The sequence below is a fragment of the Chitinivibrionales bacterium genome, from assembly GCA_014728215.1.
Lineage (GTDB): Bacteria > Fibrobacterota > Chitinivibrionia > Chitinivibrionales > WJKA01 > WJKA01.
Genome location: WJLZ01000117.1, coordinates 84,704 through 99,516, shown reverse-complemented (window position 1 = coordinate 99,516; position 14,813 = coordinate 84,704). Strand labels below are relative to the sequence as shown.

19 protein-coding genes are annotated in these 14,813 nt (G+C 46.7%); 10 read left to right on the top strand and 9 right to left on the bottom strand.

The genetic code is table 11. The features are described from left to right. Window positions 1-19: 19 nt before the first annotated feature. Complete coding sequence (locus GF401_09150) at window positions 20-571, top strand: DJ-1 family protein (GenBank protein MBD3345213.1); 552 nt, start codon at window positions 20-22, stop codon at window positions 569-571. 59 nt (window positions 572-630) lie between these two features. Continuing rightward, window positions 631-1,692, top strand: a complete 1,062-nt coding sequence (locus GF401_09145; GenBank protein ID MBD3345212.1) for a class I fructose-bisphosphate aldolase — start codon at window positions 631-633, stop codon at window positions 1,690-1,692. A gap of 92 nt (window positions 1,693-1,784) precedes the next feature. On the opposite strand, the gene GF401_09140 is transcribed toward GF401_09145, so the two are convergent. Then, window positions 1,785-2,558, bottom strand: a complete 774-nt coding sequence (locus GF401_09140) for a hypothetical protein (GenBank protein MBD3345211.1) — start codon at window positions 2,556-2,558, stop codon at window positions 1,785-1,787. A 393-nt stretch (window positions 2,559-2,951) separates the two neighbouring features. On the opposite strand from GF401_09140, the gene GF401_09135 reads away from it, so the two are divergent. Next, window positions 2,952-3,497, top strand: coding sequence for a hypothetical protein (locus GF401_09135; protein ID MBD3345210.1), 546 nt, complete (start codon window positions 2,952-2,954; stop codon window positions 3,495-3,497). A 69-nt stretch (window positions 3,498-3,566) separates the two neighbouring features. On the opposite strand, the gene GF401_09130 is transcribed toward GF401_09135, so the two are convergent. Further along, window positions 3,567-4,499 carry a CHAP domain-containing protein gene (locus tag GF401_09130; GenBank protein MBD3345209.1) on the bottom strand — a complete coding sequence of 311 codons (933 nt, stop codon included), beginning with the start codon at window positions 4,497-4,499 and terminating at the stop codon, window positions 3,567-3,569. Between the two features lie 318 nt (window positions 4,500-4,817). Further along, window positions 4,818-5,339, bottom strand: a complete 522-nt coding sequence (locus GF401_09125) for a hypothetical protein (protein ID MBD3345208.1) — start codon at window positions 5,337-5,339, stop codon at window positions 4,818-4,820. 275 nt (window positions 5,340-5,614) lie between these two features. On the opposite strand from GF401_09125, the gene GF401_09120 reads away from it, so the two are divergent. Continuing rightward, on the top strand, window positions 5,615-5,950 hold the full coding sequence (locus GF401_09120; protein ID MBD3345207.1) for a phage holin family protein: 336 nt from the start codon (window positions 5,615-5,617) through the stop codon (window positions 5,948-5,950). 72 nt (window positions 5,951-6,022) lie between these two features. Here GF401_09120 and GF401_09115 read toward each other — a convergent pair whose 3' ends face one another. After that, the gene (locus GF401_09115) at window positions 6,023-7,312 is read right to left on the bottom strand and encodes an AI-2E family transporter (protein ID MBD3345206.1); all 1,290 of its coding nucleotides are present in this window, start codon (window positions 7,310-7,312) and stop codon (window positions 6,023-6,025) included. Between the two features lie 59 nt (window positions 7,313-7,371). On the opposite strand from GF401_09115, the gene GF401_09110 reads away from it, so the two are divergent. The 3 genes from GF401_09110 to GF401_09100 all read left to right on the top strand — a co-directional run bounded on the left by GF401_09110 (window position 7,372) and on the right by GF401_09100 (window position 9,530). Further along, the gene (locus GF401_09110) at window positions 7,372-8,220 is read left to right on the top strand and encodes a glucose 1-dehydrogenase (protein ID MBD3345205.1); all 849 of its coding nucleotides are present in this window, start codon (window positions 7,372-7,374) and stop codon (window positions 8,218-8,220) included. Between the two features lie 271 nt (window positions 8,221-8,491). After that, window positions 8,492-9,220 (top strand): hypothetical protein, encoded by a 729-nt coding sequence (locus tag GF401_09105; protein ID MBD3345204.1) that lies wholly within the window; start codon window positions 8,492-8,494, stop codon window positions 9,218-9,220. A gap of 55 nt (window positions 9,221-9,275) precedes the next feature. Beyond that, entirely contained in the window at window positions 9,276-9,530 is a 255-nt protein-coding gene (locus GF401_09100; protein MBD3345203.1) for a hypothetical protein, read from the top strand. A 126-nt stretch (window positions 9,531-9,656) separates the two neighbouring features. Here the strand turns inward: GF401_09100 and GF401_09095 are convergent, their stop codons facing one another. The 4 genes from GF401_09095 to GF401_09080 form a co-directional block, all read right to left on the bottom strand. Beyond that, complete coding sequence (locus GF401_09095; protein MBD3345202.1) at window positions 9,657-9,908, bottom strand: hypothetical protein; 252 nt, start codon at window positions 9,906-9,908, stop codon at window positions 9,657-9,659. 51 nt (window positions 9,909-9,959) lie between these two features. After that, a complete protein-coding gene (locus GF401_09090) occupies window positions 9,960-10,442 on the bottom strand; it encodes a hypothetical protein (GenBank protein ID MBD3345201.1) in 483 nt (160 codons plus the stop codon). A gap of 74 nt (window positions 10,443-10,516) precedes the next feature. Further along, complete coding sequence (locus GF401_09085) at window positions 10,517-10,969, bottom strand: DUF2892 domain-containing protein (GenBank protein MBD3345200.1); 453 nt, start codon at window positions 10,967-10,969, stop codon at window positions 10,517-10,519. Window positions 10,970-11,053: 84 nt separating this feature from the next. Beyond that, complete coding sequence (locus GF401_09080) at window positions 11,054-11,437, bottom strand: hypothetical protein (GenBank protein MBD3345199.1); 384 nt, start codon at window positions 11,435-11,437, stop codon at window positions 11,054-11,056. Window positions 11,438-11,741: 304 nt separating this feature from the next. Here GF401_09080 and GF401_09075 point away from each other — a divergent pair, with 304 nt between their 5' ends. From GF401_09075 to GF401_09065, 3 genes are all read left to right on the top strand, one after another. Beyond that, window positions 11,742-12,401, top strand: a complete 660-nt coding sequence (locus tag GF401_09075) for a hypothetical protein (GenBank protein MBD3345198.1) — start codon at window positions 11,742-11,744, stop codon at window positions 12,399-12,401. A 142-nt stretch (window positions 12,402-12,543) separates the two neighbouring features. Beyond that, window positions 12,544-12,867, top strand: a complete 324-nt coding sequence (locus GF401_09070) for a hypothetical protein (protein ID MBD3345197.1) — start codon at window positions 12,544-12,546, stop codon at window positions 12,865-12,867. A gap of 119 nt (window positions 12,868-12,986) precedes the next feature. Beyond that, window positions 12,987-13,190 (top strand): hypothetical protein, encoded by a 204-nt coding sequence (locus tag GF401_09065; GenBank protein ID MBD3345196.1) that lies wholly within the window; start codon window positions 12,987-12,989, stop codon window positions 13,188-13,190. Between the two features lie 99 nt (window positions 13,191-13,289). Here GF401_09065 and GF401_09060 read toward each other — a convergent pair whose 3' ends face one another. Then, the gene (locus GF401_09060) at window positions 13,290-14,294 is read right to left on the bottom strand and encodes a YihY family inner membrane protein (protein MBD3345195.1); all 1,005 of its coding nucleotides are present in this window, start codon (window positions 14,292-14,294) and stop codon (window positions 13,290-13,292) included. Window positions 14,295-14,813 lie beyond the last annotated feature (519 nt).

Genomic DNA, 14,813 nt, shown 5'->3' with positions numbered 1-14,813 from the left:
TGTTGAAAGGAGTATCTCCATGTCGAAAAAAGTACTTGTTCCCATAGCCCATGGGACTGAAGAAACTGAAGCGGTCACCATCATTGATATATTGCGCCGGGCGGGCGCCGATGTTACCGTAGCGGCCTGCGGCGGACAGTTGGGAATTACGGCATCTCGGGGAGTCGAACTGGTCGCAGACCGCCAGATTGAAGGGTGTCTTAATGAGAAATTCGATTGTATCGTTCTTCCGGGTGGTGCACGGGGCGCCGAACATCTGCGGGATGATCCCACACTTACCGAAATGCTTTTGAACCAGAATAAGAGTGGCCGGTATATTGGGGCTATCTGTGCAGCACCTGCGGTTATTCTGGAATTTCATGAAATTCTGGATAATCACAAGGCAACCTGTCATCCCGATTTTGCCCCAAAACTCGAAAACCAGGAAGCAATCGGGCAACGAGTTGTAATCGACGGCAATATTATTACCGGTCAAGGGCCGGGCACAGCACTTGAATTCAGTCTTGCCCTGGTACAATTGTTATATGGAGAAAAAAAAGCGAACGACATTGCAAAAGCGGTTGTTGTGTAGCATTGATTATTTATCATTGTTTCGGCTGTTTTTATGGTGCGGTAACAACATAAGGAGGAATATCTGTTATGACTATTGATATTGAAAATATTCTCGGCAATGAATCGAAAGATCTTCTGGAACACACCTGCTGTGATATACCGTCGAGCATGGTATATCAGCCGGGACCAAACTGGATCGATGATGTTTATGCGGCATCCGACCGCAGTCCAACCGTCCTCAGGAATTTATCGACACTCATCTCCGGCGGCCGTCTTGCCGGGACCGGCTATATATCAATTCTTCCGGTAGACCACGGAGTGGAACATACCGCCGGATCCGCATTTGTCCCTAATCCCATATATTTCGATCCCGAACAGATTGTCCGACTTGCCTTAGAAGCTCAGTGTTCGGCGGTAGCCTCAACGCTGGGTGTTCTGGGATCGGTTGCCCATCGGTATGCGCATAAAATACCATTCATCGTCAAACTCAACCACAATGAGCTTCTCTCCTATCCGAACACCTACGACCAGCGCATATTCGCCTCGGTGAAACAGGCCTTTGAGATGGGGGCTATCGGCGTGGGAGCAACAATTTACTTCGGATCCCCCGAATCCAGGCGTCAGATTGAAGAAGTTTCCCGGCTTTTCGAACATGCCCACCGATTAGGTCTGGTATGCGTACTCTGGTGTTATCTCAGAAACACAGACCTGCAGGATAAAAACAAAGATCTTCAGATAGCGGCAGATTTAACAGGACAGGCCAACCATCTCGGCGCAACGATCCAAGCTGATATTGTCAAACAAAAACTTCCGGTCCCCCTTCATGGTTTTGAAGAACTCAAATACAGTAAATCCGATCCGCTCATGTACGAAAAACTCATGTCCGACCACATCATCGATCTGGTCAGGTATCAGGTAGCCAATACCTACATGGGCCGTTGCGGCCTTATCAATTCGGGCGGTGCATCGGGCAAAAATGATCTCGAACAGGTCGTCCGCACTGCGGTTATCAACAAACGGGCCGGTGGCATGGGAGTTATCAGCGGACGGAAAGCATTTCAGCGACCATTCAACAAAGGCGTGGAGCTGCTCAATGCTATTCAGGATGTATATCTGGATGAGAAAATAACCGTTGCATGACCTGTTTCCGTTCCCTGGTACCTATCGGCGGGGTTTGAAGGAATACTTCATCCGTTTTTGCACCAACCCTATACCTTCAACCCTCTCCATCGTCATTTCCATTCCCCCGTAAACAGCGGTTTCACCGGTCTTTTTTTTCTGTCAACTTTCAGGTGGCGGAATACTTCAGCGCTGTTTTTATCTTCATCTCGGGGATGCAACTGGACACCCAGATCCTTTTTGATATCCTCTGCCGCTGAAACCAGAAGAAATTCCGCTCCTTGCTTGTTGAGGAAATCGGGCGGATCGACCTCTGAGAATTTCCGTCCCCGAAATTTCTGTTTCAGTTTCTGCGAATAGGTAGCTTGTTGTGAAGGCCGCAATCGGGCCGGGCGGGGCGAGGAGCGTTCGAGATTGGCAACGCTTATGACATAACTCGCCTGTTTTTCGATCTCGAGTTCTTCCTGCACCCCGCGGCGTTTTTTTGGAAGCTCGAGCATATACGCAAGATGGGTGTGGCTGTCGTGACGGATAATCCGATATACTCCTTCACCGGCAGGGCGGGTCGGGGGGACTTCACGCTTGCCCCGCGTTTTGGTCCCGTATTCTTTTCCTCCCAGTTCATTGCGGATCGAATCGGGTTTTTTGCGCACCGTATCGACAAAGCCCCACATCCTCGACATGCCCGGCTTTGACGGATCGGGCATCCGCTTGCGGCCGATGATCGCAAGACGGTACCGGTCCTTATCACTTGGATGCAATACCATATAAAACCGCTGCAGATCTCCGCGGCCGGTTGCTTTCTTTTTTTCTACTCTGGGCCGATAAAAAAACAGTACATCACCCTGTTCCAGGGTTTCCGATTTTCCATTACCTTGCTTTGCCATAGCACACTCCTTTGTTTGTAGTAATTATACGTGAGTGTCATTTGCAGCTTAAGACTCCACACACCCACCGAAGTCCCCACACCAATAATCGAACGTCCGGTGCGCTTTACGCATTGAGCAAATTTCATTGTATCCCCATTATATTTAACACGCCAAGTATATTTCATTGCAAGAAACAGACCAATATTTTGACATATACGACCATGAACTTTTTTAAGTGTATTGAAGGCAGTTTGTACATATAAGAATCACTTTTTCCTGTTATCGACGATGAACAGACATCGCATCTTTTTAGACCCCGCAGATCTTTGATTTATCGGGCACATGCTTTGCAATGCATGATATTCCCTTCAGCCGGATCATTTCCATCACCCTTCACGAAAAAAGATCTCTATGCATGCCGTAGTATTTCATGAAATAAGTGATATCAGACTCGACGATGTACCTGAGCCTGAAATTCAGGAACCCACCGATGCAATTGTCAAAATTACGGCCAGTGCCATATTTCTTTCGGATATTTTACCAACCGGCTATTTCGGTGCGGATTGTGTGGAAATCGCTCCGGGAAATACAGTTAAGGTTGCTCCCAATCGACACCCTGAAAACGGACAGTGGCAACCCGGTAATGCGCCGTCGCCGGCCCTTGACTGGGAAGTTGAAGCACTGGACAAGGCCGGCACCCTGGCGATTATCGGCGTCTATCCCCAGCAGGTGCACCGCTTTCCGATCGGTATTGCCATGAACAAAAACCTGACTATCAATATGGGGAACTGCAATCACCGTCGGTATATACCGGAGCTGCTCGAACTCGTTGTGAACGGTTCGGTTGACCCATCGGGCATTGTTACCGAGATCGTATCTCTGGATGAAGCGGTCGAGGCCTACCGCGTCTTTGACATACGGAAGTCGGATTGGATTAAGGTAGAGCTTGTCTCATAGGGGTGTAGGCATGGGATAACTCATCGAGGGCGCATGAGGAGCATGACTTCACGTTCTGCAGATCGATAATCAGCGACTGTACACTGTCACATTCTCATGTGCCCGGCTTCGCAATCCGAAACCGTCGATATCCTCACGGTCCCGCCAGTTGCTAATTTTACGCCGCACAACACGGTTTTTTACATTGCCTTCAATGGTATAGAGTGTCGAGCCCCGTATCGCTTCTACAATTCCACTGTGTCCCCCCATGGCATTATCGTAACGGATATAATCGCCCGGCGAGGGGGCGTTCGATTCCCAGTAAGGATCGGTACGCGGTACAAAGCGCGCGTTGCGGGTAAACCATCGTTTCAGAGAACGGGAGCTTCGGTGAAGCCATCCACCCTGCGAGCCTTCGGTAAGCGGAAAGCCGGCGACATTATATGCCCATGAGACAAACTCAGAACACCAGGCTTCCCTGAATCCAAGATAGTGTCCCAACGCATAGGGTTCTCTGTCCAGCTCCGTACCAATGCCATTGGGCCGATCCCCGAGTTCCGATGCTGCAATGCTCACGATTTCCTCGGGCACGATATCGAGTATGACATATATCTCGCCATTATATTCGGCGAGTACTGCCGAGGCGATACGCTTTCCCGAACGTTCGAACCGCAAACTGTCGCAGGGATTCGAAACAGCAAGGGGAGCATAGCCGGATGGTGATGATGGTGTCAGGGCTATGGTTTGAATGGCGCCCCGGTTGTCACGTACCGGAAAGGCTCCGGCTAAGCGCTGTTCTCCCGGGGATGTCGGTGGACGATGGAGAACAAATTCACCTCTTTCATTGGTGGTATCCCGGACATTCCCGCCGACCAGCATTACCGTTAAGCCCTTAACCGGCATGAGTGCCTGGTTGACAACCGCACCCTTCAGATTGATGCCCGGACGGCTTAAAAGTGCAGGAACATGAAAGAGAACGACAAAAAAGAAATACTGCCAGCGCATCTGCGCGAAAATTCTCAAGCTCAAAGTATTACTTCTACGGTTAAATTACACAGTATAACGACATTTTAATAATTCATGAGTCGGCTTTTCACCTCCCCGCCAGAAATCGAAACCGATTATCATGCCGGGCACGTAATCTGCCGTTTTTGTATTGAGAGATAATTACGAATGATAAAAGGAAATATTGCGCAAGGGCCGTTTACTGGGGAAAGGGTACAAGGTACCGGGACTATTGCCTCTCTCGTTGTCGCTCATAAGGGGTTCGGGGTTTCACGTTAAACGACTTCCGCTCCCCTCCAGCAGTGGCTCGAAATTCAGAGTACGGATCCATTATCCTCATCCCTCACTCCCACTGCTCTCAACGGTCTCCAGCGAATGGGTCGAAACTGCGCCGTTTTCGAGCATGGTTCCGGCTATCTCTTTTTCCCGGGAGTTTTCAATCTCAACCCAGAGAAGAATACCACCGTCTCTGATATGCGCAACAAATTGCCCGGCTTCTTCTTTGGGAAATTCTTTCTTCAGCTGATTGAAAAGGGATGTATCCGAGACTTTCAATGCAGTACTTCTGCGGATAATTTCCCGTGCTGTCGGGCCACAGGCGAGTACATAGCCGGCATCGGTTGTTTCAACCTTTGCAACATCCGCCAGAAGCGTATCGAGGATATTGTCGGTTCCCCTAGCCGTTATATTAGAATGGGCATCATCGGATGTTTCGAGCTGGACCGCCTCTATATTCTGAATATCCTCAGCCTGGGCAAGAACGTTTATGTCTTCTTCTGCGATTCTCATCTCCACCAGAGCGTCAACAGCCCTGCTTACATAATGATACAATTCAAAAGCTCCGAAAACAATGGCCATACTATATCCTCATTTCCCGAATGTGGTTATCGGCATTTCTGTTTACTTAATTTAAGAATGCAAAAAACATGCCTGTGCTGACACCACATACTCTTCATTGTATCCCGCTTATCCCCTATCGTTTCGCGTTTTCGTAAAAACGAATTTGCATCATTGGGAATCGGCAATTATCCCGCTGTCTTTTCGATTCACAGGAACAATCAGTTCTCTTTTGATGGCATTAATTTTGCGTGGAAAATTAAAGTGAGGAATTCTCTTTATTCGAGGAGTACAATATGGAAACCATTCTTAAAATTCTTCTTCTTGCCCTAGCGGTATTTGCCGTTGCAAAGCTGCTTCCCGCGATTCATGTCAAAAGTTTCGGCGTCGCACTTCTTGTTGCTGTCGTGTACAGTGTCATCAACTTTCTTTTAGGATGGCTTCTTTTCATTCTTGCTCTTCCACTCATTATCATAACGTTCGGCCTTTTCAAACTGATTATCAACGCATTTCTTCTCTGGATCACCGACAAACTCATCCCCGGATTCGAAATCAAAGGCTTTGGCTGGACTATCATAGCAGCCCTCCTGATCACCCTGGCCGACAGCGCTCTGCGATGGATGATATTGTAAATAAACCGGAAATGACATGTTTTTTCCGGATGCTGCTTCCACCATCCTCATCCATTATCCTCCCCAATCCTTCTATCCCGACGGATCGAACTTTCCAAGCTGGGGCTCGAACTCCTGACGGTAGATGTTCACGACGGCCACAAAAAATGAAGCTATTGCCGGTCCCACGATAAAGCCCATGACTCCGAATATGCTGAGTCCGCCGAGCGTTGAAATGAATATCATCAGATCGTGCATACGCGCACCGCTTCCGACGACTCTGGGGCGAAGCACGTTATCCACACTCGATACGACCAGAAGGCTCGATATAATGATCCCGATCCCCTGCCATATATCGCCTTTCATGACTTGAATAAATCCCGCGGGAATCAATACAATCGGCGGTCCGACCATGGGTATTATCGACAATATGAGCATTATGAATCCCCAGAAAATCCAGGTATCGACCCCGAAAATCAGAAGTGTCAGGGCGCCGAGGGATCCCTGTGCCAGTCCGATTATTAACGTACCACGGACAGTGGCCCTTGAGATCAAAAGAAAATTCGACACGATACGCTCTTTGTATTCATCCCTGATCGGCAGCAGATGCTTTACGTATGAGACCAGTCGTTTGCCGTCAATGAAAAAATAAAAGAGAATAAAAAAGGTGATAAGCAAATTTGCAACAAAACCGAATACTCCGGCAGAGGTACGATTCAGAATTGTCGTGCCCAGTGAAGTCAGGGTGGAGCCTATTGAGTTTACTATTGCTCTCCAATCGACCTGATCGATCAGCCATCGTCCAAAAGGCAATCGCCGGATTAATTGCAGCCATTCATACTGTACGTCGTCCTGAAAAGCACCCCTGATGGTCGGGGCAACCTGTTCGTAAAGGTCGATCGCCTGGTTTACCACCAGCTGCACCAGCACATAGGCAGGAATAAGCATACCGATTATCAAAATTATGCAGCAGATAAAGGCACTGAGCACCGGTTGATGCCAGAGTCGCTTATAAATTATCCGATAAAAGCCGTAGAAAATGGTCGCGAACGTCGCAGCGAGAACAAGGGGCACAAAAAATATGGCCACAAAGGGCAAAAATGCAACAATGGAGATTATTAAGAGAACCAGGATGGTGAAGCGGTTCATGTGTTCGGGGACATCCCGGTCTTTTAATACCGGTTTTGAGTGGGGCCGGGCTGCTTTGTGCTGGGGCGGTAATTTATTTGTATTCTCTTTTTTTCCGGTTTGTGCCATTAAGCGTTCCCCTTTGCCTGAGTGCATATTCAGTTTCGAGTCTATTAAGATGTACATCAACATAATGCAAATGCAATGCCATGGCATATTCCGGATGGCATGAATATTGCAATTATTTACAATCATCAAAATGAGTAAAGGTCCGAGGAGAGGGAGAATGCATTTTTTCCACAAAGGGCACACCTATGGGAGGTCAGTTTCCAAAACAGCAGCAGCCGCAGCCGGGCAAGCGCGAACCTATGGAACCCAAGCCGCAATCAATCTCACCCCAATACAAAGCGGCGGATAAACTGAAAGGCAAAATGGCGCTGATTACCGGTGGCGACAGTGGAATCGGCAGAGCGGTGGCGGTCCATTTTGCCCGTGAAGGCGCCGATGTTGCAATTACCTATCTTAACGAACACGAAGATGCCCGTGATACGCAACAGGAAGTCGAACGGGAAAACCGACGGTGCTTAACCATAACCGGTGATGTGGGCAATGAAGACTTTTGTATCAAAGCGGTCGACTATGTTTTGACTACCTTTGGAAAACTCGATATCCTTATCAACAATGCCGGTGAGCAGCATGCCTGTGACGACCTTACCAAGGTGACAAGCGAGCAGTGGGAACGCACTTTCCGCACCAATATATTCGCTCAGTACTACATCACCAAAGCAGTACTTCCCCATCTCCAGAAAGGTGCAACGATTATAAACTCATCCTCGGTAACCGCTTACCAGGGCCATCCCAAACTTATCGATTATGCTTCAACAAAAGGCGCGATTATTGCATTCACCCGGTCGATGGCTATTAATCTCAGTGGAAGAGGTATCAGAGTGAATGCCGTTGCTCCCGGGCCGATCTGGACACCTCTCATACCGGCAAGTTTCAGCGAGCAAAAAGTTGAATCATTCGGCAGCGGAACCGCAATGGAACGGGCGGGTCAACCTTCTGAAGTGGCCCCCTGTTATGTCTTTCTTGCCTCATCGGATTCATCATACATCACCGGACAAACACTCCATCCCAACGGCGGGAGGATTATCAATGGTTAGAAGGTACAGGGTTCGGGGTTCAATGCTCTCTCATTGAACCTCAGCCTCAACGCCTCAAATTGTACTCTTTGTCAATTTTCGCTCCAAATCTTCTCCCAAACTTGTTGGGCAATCTATTGCGAACGCTTGTTGAGCCCAGAGTGCGAATAATCTTCACCCTCTTCGATCACTATGGCACTTTTATTGCTTACTATACAGACAGGAGTGGCCCCCGGTCGGTGCTCAAGGGTGGCTCAGTTTGTATCAGTAACTAGAAAGAGGGTTTATCATTATGATACCAATATACAAATATTTATTCTTAGTCTTTGTCGGATCTGCGGTGATCACGACAGAATGCGATACACAGCAGAACATATTGAATGACGTAATACTTTCCGACAATGTCGATTCACTCAGCTACATAATCGGTCGTGATATCGGAGAGCAACTTAATGATCTCGGAGCAAATATAAAGCCCGGTCCTTTCACGCTGGGGATCGAACATGCTCGTCATGGGAAATCTTCACTGATTGACTCATTGAGTGCCGATTCGATTCGAATGGTATTTGCCATGGAAGCACAGGCGTATATGCATCGAAAGGAACTTGAAGAGGCGGCTGCCAATCTTGAAAAGAGCAATAAATATTTTAACCGGAACAAGAAGCGTAAGGGTGTCAATTCAACAAAATCGGGACTTCAGTACAAGGTGGTCGTACGTGGCGACGGCGATAACCCGATGGCGGATGATTCGGTACTGGTATCCTACCGGGCCATGTTCCTTGACAGCACAGTCTTTGACAGCACGGAGGAGGAACAGCCGGTAAGACTTGGATTGCCGAATACGATCCCCGGGCTCTCGGAAGGCATTCAACTGATGCAGGAAGGTGCAACATACCGGTTTTTCATACCACCTGATCTGGCATTCGGGGCTGAAGGCATTCCACCGCTGATTGCGCCAAATACGCCTTTGATCTTTGATGTTGAATTGATTCACATTGTCAATCACAGGAAACGAACCTGAAATAGACAATCGTCACCATATATTTTATTATTAAATTCTTTGAAAGGAGATTCCTATGAACAAGACAAAGAAAAAGATCGCATTAGTTGCTATTCCTGTTGCCGTAGTCGGCGGTATTGCCGGTGGGGTGACTGCATGGATCAAATCACGTTGGACACGACGAGCGGCGGCAAAAGGCGGTATCAAAATTCTGAGATTCAGGCCGGCACGAAAAGGTATGGGTGCAATGCTTCGAAAATCAGGAAAAGCCGGAGCATTTATCTTTGGTAAAAGAGCTAAACGTAAATTAACTAAAATGGCAAAGGCATAAAAGAACATCCGCATAAAGTGAAGTAATGGAGTGTTGGAGTTATGGAGCAAAAAGTAATGCACCCCACTGTTCCTTGTAGTAAGGGTGGCGCTCTAATACTCCAGCACTTCTTTCCCTTTTCCAGTCTTACCGTTTCATTTTATGATGGCTGTGCCTTCGTTTTCCGGACCACAGGCGGAATATCTTGATTAGAAATATTATGGCAATAACCACAGCAACAACTATTTTTACTGTTATTATTAGCCGATGAACTCGGAAACGGAGGCTTGTCAATGTGCGTTCGAGCCGGGTCCGTGTCTGCTCGATTGCCTCAACAATATCATCGTCTGATTCATCCTGAAGTGTATCAGATGGTAAATAACCATTCTTATCAGTCATAAAGAAATCCTGTCATGATTTACCGATGTCTGTATCATCAACGCTTTAGCCTCAATCTTTTTTCGGATGGGCAACTTCACCGGCCCAGGACGCTGTCTCTTTTATGGTTTGTATTGTCCGTGGAAGCCCGGCACGTAAACGCCGTAATGTCAGAGCCGCGGCAACAACACATGCTGCGGCACCCAGTAATCCAAGCCCTCCGGTGGTTATAAAACTCAGCCACTGGATATGCTTTCTTGGAATAGCCATATTATCCAGAATAAGAGAAAGTGCGGCAGCGATACCTATCAGCAGGACAATGACACCTGCAAATGATGTTACCGCACCTGCCGCAATTAATCCAACACCTTTTAAAGCAGTTATGAGCTGATCCTTTATTTCCCTTTTTGCGAGTGTCTTTTCTAAGCCGGCAAGGGTTGCCATTTGATTTCGGAGATCGGCAAAAAGATGAGCGCTCGAACCTCCGTTATTCGTACGATCCGTCGGTGAAGAAGGACGGACAATTTTCATCCGATGCAACAGGTTCATGCTCATTTCTCCTTTCAGCTGTAGTGCTTTTCGTAAATTATCATGCCGGCCATAATTGAATCATGAAACATTTATCGGATTCATTTTTCAAGTGCATTTAGAACATCGCCGACTTTTTCAGAGGGTTCCCGTTCGCGATTATTGAATATAGGATCGAGGTCCCCGTGAATAGCCCGCAAGGCATAGCGTTCCAGAAGGATTTCATCTTTTGTCCGCACGCCAAGGCGGCGAAATACCACAATCGGCGGACACCAACCCTGAATTGCATGCTGAAGTAAAAAGCCTGCGACTACAAGAGGTAGCAGTAAAAGATAATACCGTCTTCCGACAAGCCCGAACAAGAGACCATAGAGCATTAAACTCGCCGCATTGGCCTCAAGTAACCGTTCGATATCCCATTCATTATCCAGTTCACGAAGCCGTGTATCGATACGGTCCGGATGTTTTGCATAATAGGTAACCGACACATCGATTCTCCGACGTATTCGGGCATTAATTGACGGCGGGGTATGTTCCGCAACTCTGTTTTTCATTAATACGGTCTCTTCCATAAAGCCTCCTTGAAAGGTTTTTTAAAGCTTTCGGTAGTATTATTTTGTATTATCTCCATGAGTGTATTACTCGAATAGAGCCGAACTTTCGGGATTTAAAAGAACCCAGAAAGTATATACTCCTAAAATTGTCCCAATCGGAAAGTTGAAAAGGTTTATCACTCCCAGAATGATAGCGATAAGTCGCGCCCATGATTTCCTTTTAAGAATTCCAATTCCGACAATCAACCCCGGAATTGAAATAATCGTTAATGCTATCGCTACAACTGTCGCTGTCACTCGAGAGACATACTGAAAATATTCTCCGCCCTGCAACGCCCCGATACCGGTTATTAAAAAAAATGCAAAGATCGCCGCGACAATAAAAACTAGATCGAGAATGATAAAAAGCCAGCCGAGAATATTCACGTGCTGCTGGATATTAACCGGAGATTTTGTCTGATTTTCCATAGAAGTCTTCCATTCGTAGATTGCAGGTAATTTCTAAATGCTGTAAAACTGTAGTACTTCTGAAAAGGAGCAACAATCATACCAAGAGGCTCGCTACTACACTGCCACGTGTTAAAGTACAGGTATGGACAAATAAATCTTTAATAATCAGGACCCGTAAAATATATACACCAGCCATGGATCATTTACTTCTGGCATATTATTTGCGCTTTAGATATCGTGGCAGAAGCGGATTATAAGATCCGATCTGCTTTAAGCTTGTCCGGCAGGCCGGCAGGCGGAGACATCCGAAAGGAGTTTCAGGATGAAAACTAATAATTCTATAATAAATATTCGTATTGCGGCGCTGTGTACCGGCGTTTTCCTTTTGACGGCAGGCGGTTTTGCCCGTCAGCACGAAAATGAAAATGCAGAAAAAAAGCGTTACAAAAACAACCAGGAATGGAAACGCGATACCAATGGTATACAAGATTATGATCAGAAAGACCAGATGAAAAAAGACAAGAATGGTACCAAGGATTATGATCGGAAAGACCAATGGCAGCGTGACACGAATGGTATTGAATATTACGATCAGGAAGATCAGGAATGGAAACGTGATACGAATGGTATGCAGGACCGGAACGGTATGTATAATGGTTTTGACAACCAGACACCGGACACGGTAAAAGGTATCGTTCAGATGGTGGACAGCACCGGAAATATCTATGTGCTGACACTCGATACCGATACCGGAATGGTGAAGGTTCATACCGCGCCGGGAGCCTTTTTGACCGAAAATAACATTTCCTTTGAAAAGGGTGATTCTATCAAGGTAATCGGATTTTCTGCAAGGGTCCGTGGTGAACAAATTCTGGTTGCACAGGAAATTGAGATATTTACTAATAATGTCCCGCTTCGTGCAAAGGACGGTTCACCGTTGTGGAAGCGTTCACAAGGTCAACAACGTGGACGCCGACAGTAAACATGAATAAACAGGAAACAGTTAAATATCAATCTCCGCCGGCCGGCGTAGAGTAAATAGATCTTACGCCGGACAAGCTTTTTGAATTCCTTTTAATGTTCGGAAAATAAATTAGTACTATATTTGCAAAGGAGGAAATACAATGCTTATTACACGAAAACCATTAATAACCATATCTATAGCCGGAGCGATGCTTCTATCCTGGGGCTGCGAAATGGGAGAACGTCAACAGCAGAACGGAACCAATGGCATCCAGCAGGAACCCGGTGGTGCAATGGGTCGGGATACTGCACAGATGGATACCGCACAAATGGATACTACCGAGTGGGACACCGCTATGGCTGATACGGCACAGATGAATGGTATTGGGCAGGACACGGCACAAATGGATAACCGTCAGGATACCATACAAAAATATAATCGCCGTGATACAATGCAAAATGACACAGTAAACCGAAACTTCTGAATTACATCATATGAATATTCGGTTGGTTTCCGAAATTTCCGGACAGCCAACCGAATATTTTTTTGTAATATTGTATATTTTTTTTATCGTACTTATTAACCTTAAAAAGGAGTTGTGGCATGGGCATAAAGAAACTGCTCCCCATTTTTTTGACAATGGTTCTGTCCTTTGCAGCTTGTGAACAGGAAAGACCGGCCGAAGAAGCTGGTGAAGAAATGAAAGAGACAACCGAAGAGGCCAAAGAGAAAACCGGTGAAGCAGCCGAAGAGGCTCAGGAAGAAGGTGAAGAAGCTCAGGAGGAAATCGAAGAAGAAGTTGAATAATAATCCGCTCACGCCCCTTATCGATCGGATGGTCGGAGAAGTATATGGTTCTCCGATCATCCGGCACTGCTTTCTTTTAAAGAATTTTGCCCCCAAAAGTTAGGGTGATTCACTCACCGTATCTGCCTTGAGAGCATTTCGTTCCCCTATGGGTTTATCCGGTCCGACCGTTGTGTCTTCCTGTGTCTGTGCCTCCATTTCAGAATTAATCTCGGCGCCTAAAAGAAAGGTAAAGCTGGTAAGCATAAACCACAAAAGAAGAATAACTACTGCGGCAAGCGAGCCATACGTTTTATTATAGCTTCCCCAATTGGAAACATAAAATGAAAAAGCCCATGACGCCACAAGCCACAAAACTGTTGCAATACCCGAGCCCCAGGTGATCCATTGCCACCGTGGTTTGTTCCGGTCGGGAGCATACCGGTAGAGCAATGAAAGCCCGCCCAGCACCACAACGGTTAAAAGAAGCCATCGAAATATCCGGGCGGCAATGTGTCCCCACAGGGGAAGGCCCAGGATCCCAAGAATCGCAGGCAGAGCTACGACAAGAGCAAGGCTGACAACGGCAAGCAGAATTCCGCCGAGTGAGAAGAGCAGGGTCAGTGCGTTCTGCTTGATAAATCCCCGGTCATCATGTTCATTATAGACGATATTAATTCCGGTAAACAGTGCTTTTGTTCCCTTATTCGCTCCCCATAATGCAAGGAGAAGGCTTATTGCCAGTCCCCACCCAAGGCCCTGCTGCGAACCGGCCGCGATCTGTTGAAGCATCTGCGAGATTAACTGACGACTCTGGGCCGGAAAAAAACCGGCAACCTGCTGAAGCTGTTGCTGTACAATCTGGGGATCCACCACAAGACCATATATGGATACGAGAGCGGCGATCGCCGGAAATATTGCAAGAAAAGCAAAAAATGCCACCCCTGCCGCGACAATGCTTAAATTGTCTTCCCCAATCTGATTTTTTACCCGCATGATAATATCCCGCCAGCCTTTATCTGGAATCTGTTCCGGACGTCGTGCTCGCCGCCCGTGACCGTCTTCACGGTATGGCGGCGTTCGCCCTTTCCTTCGCTGCCTGGTCGCTTCTCTGGTTTGCTCCATAATCAACCTCCTTTGTATCAAAAGTAATTAAAGCCCGAATATCCGCTGTCCCATTGATCAACGGGATTATAGAAGTTTGAGTCTGGAAACCGGGATAGCTTAAAATCGATAATAGACTACTCAAGAGGGATCGTCAACTGTAAAGCAAACCACATGCCGGTTTCTGCTCATTCTATCTATAGGATATCTTATTTCAAGGAATAAAATATGCTCCGATTCTTCCTCTCTGAAGCATGAAAAAAGAAGCATAGGAATCATATCGTTAAAATTTCAGTTTTTGCGAAAACAGTTCCTGTAATCTAACCGAATATGCACTATGAGAGCGAAAATTTATTATCAAAGCATAGAATACATTTTTCGAATATGATAATCGATTCAGGCGTATACCCTTGAGCCTCCTTCAGGAATATATAAATTCTCAAGTATGGATAAAATGTCTTTTCAGCCTTTCTTGGCCCCAAAATTGCTAATACCAGTAGTCAACAGTTCAATAGAATGGTAGTTCTCAAAAAAGGAGGA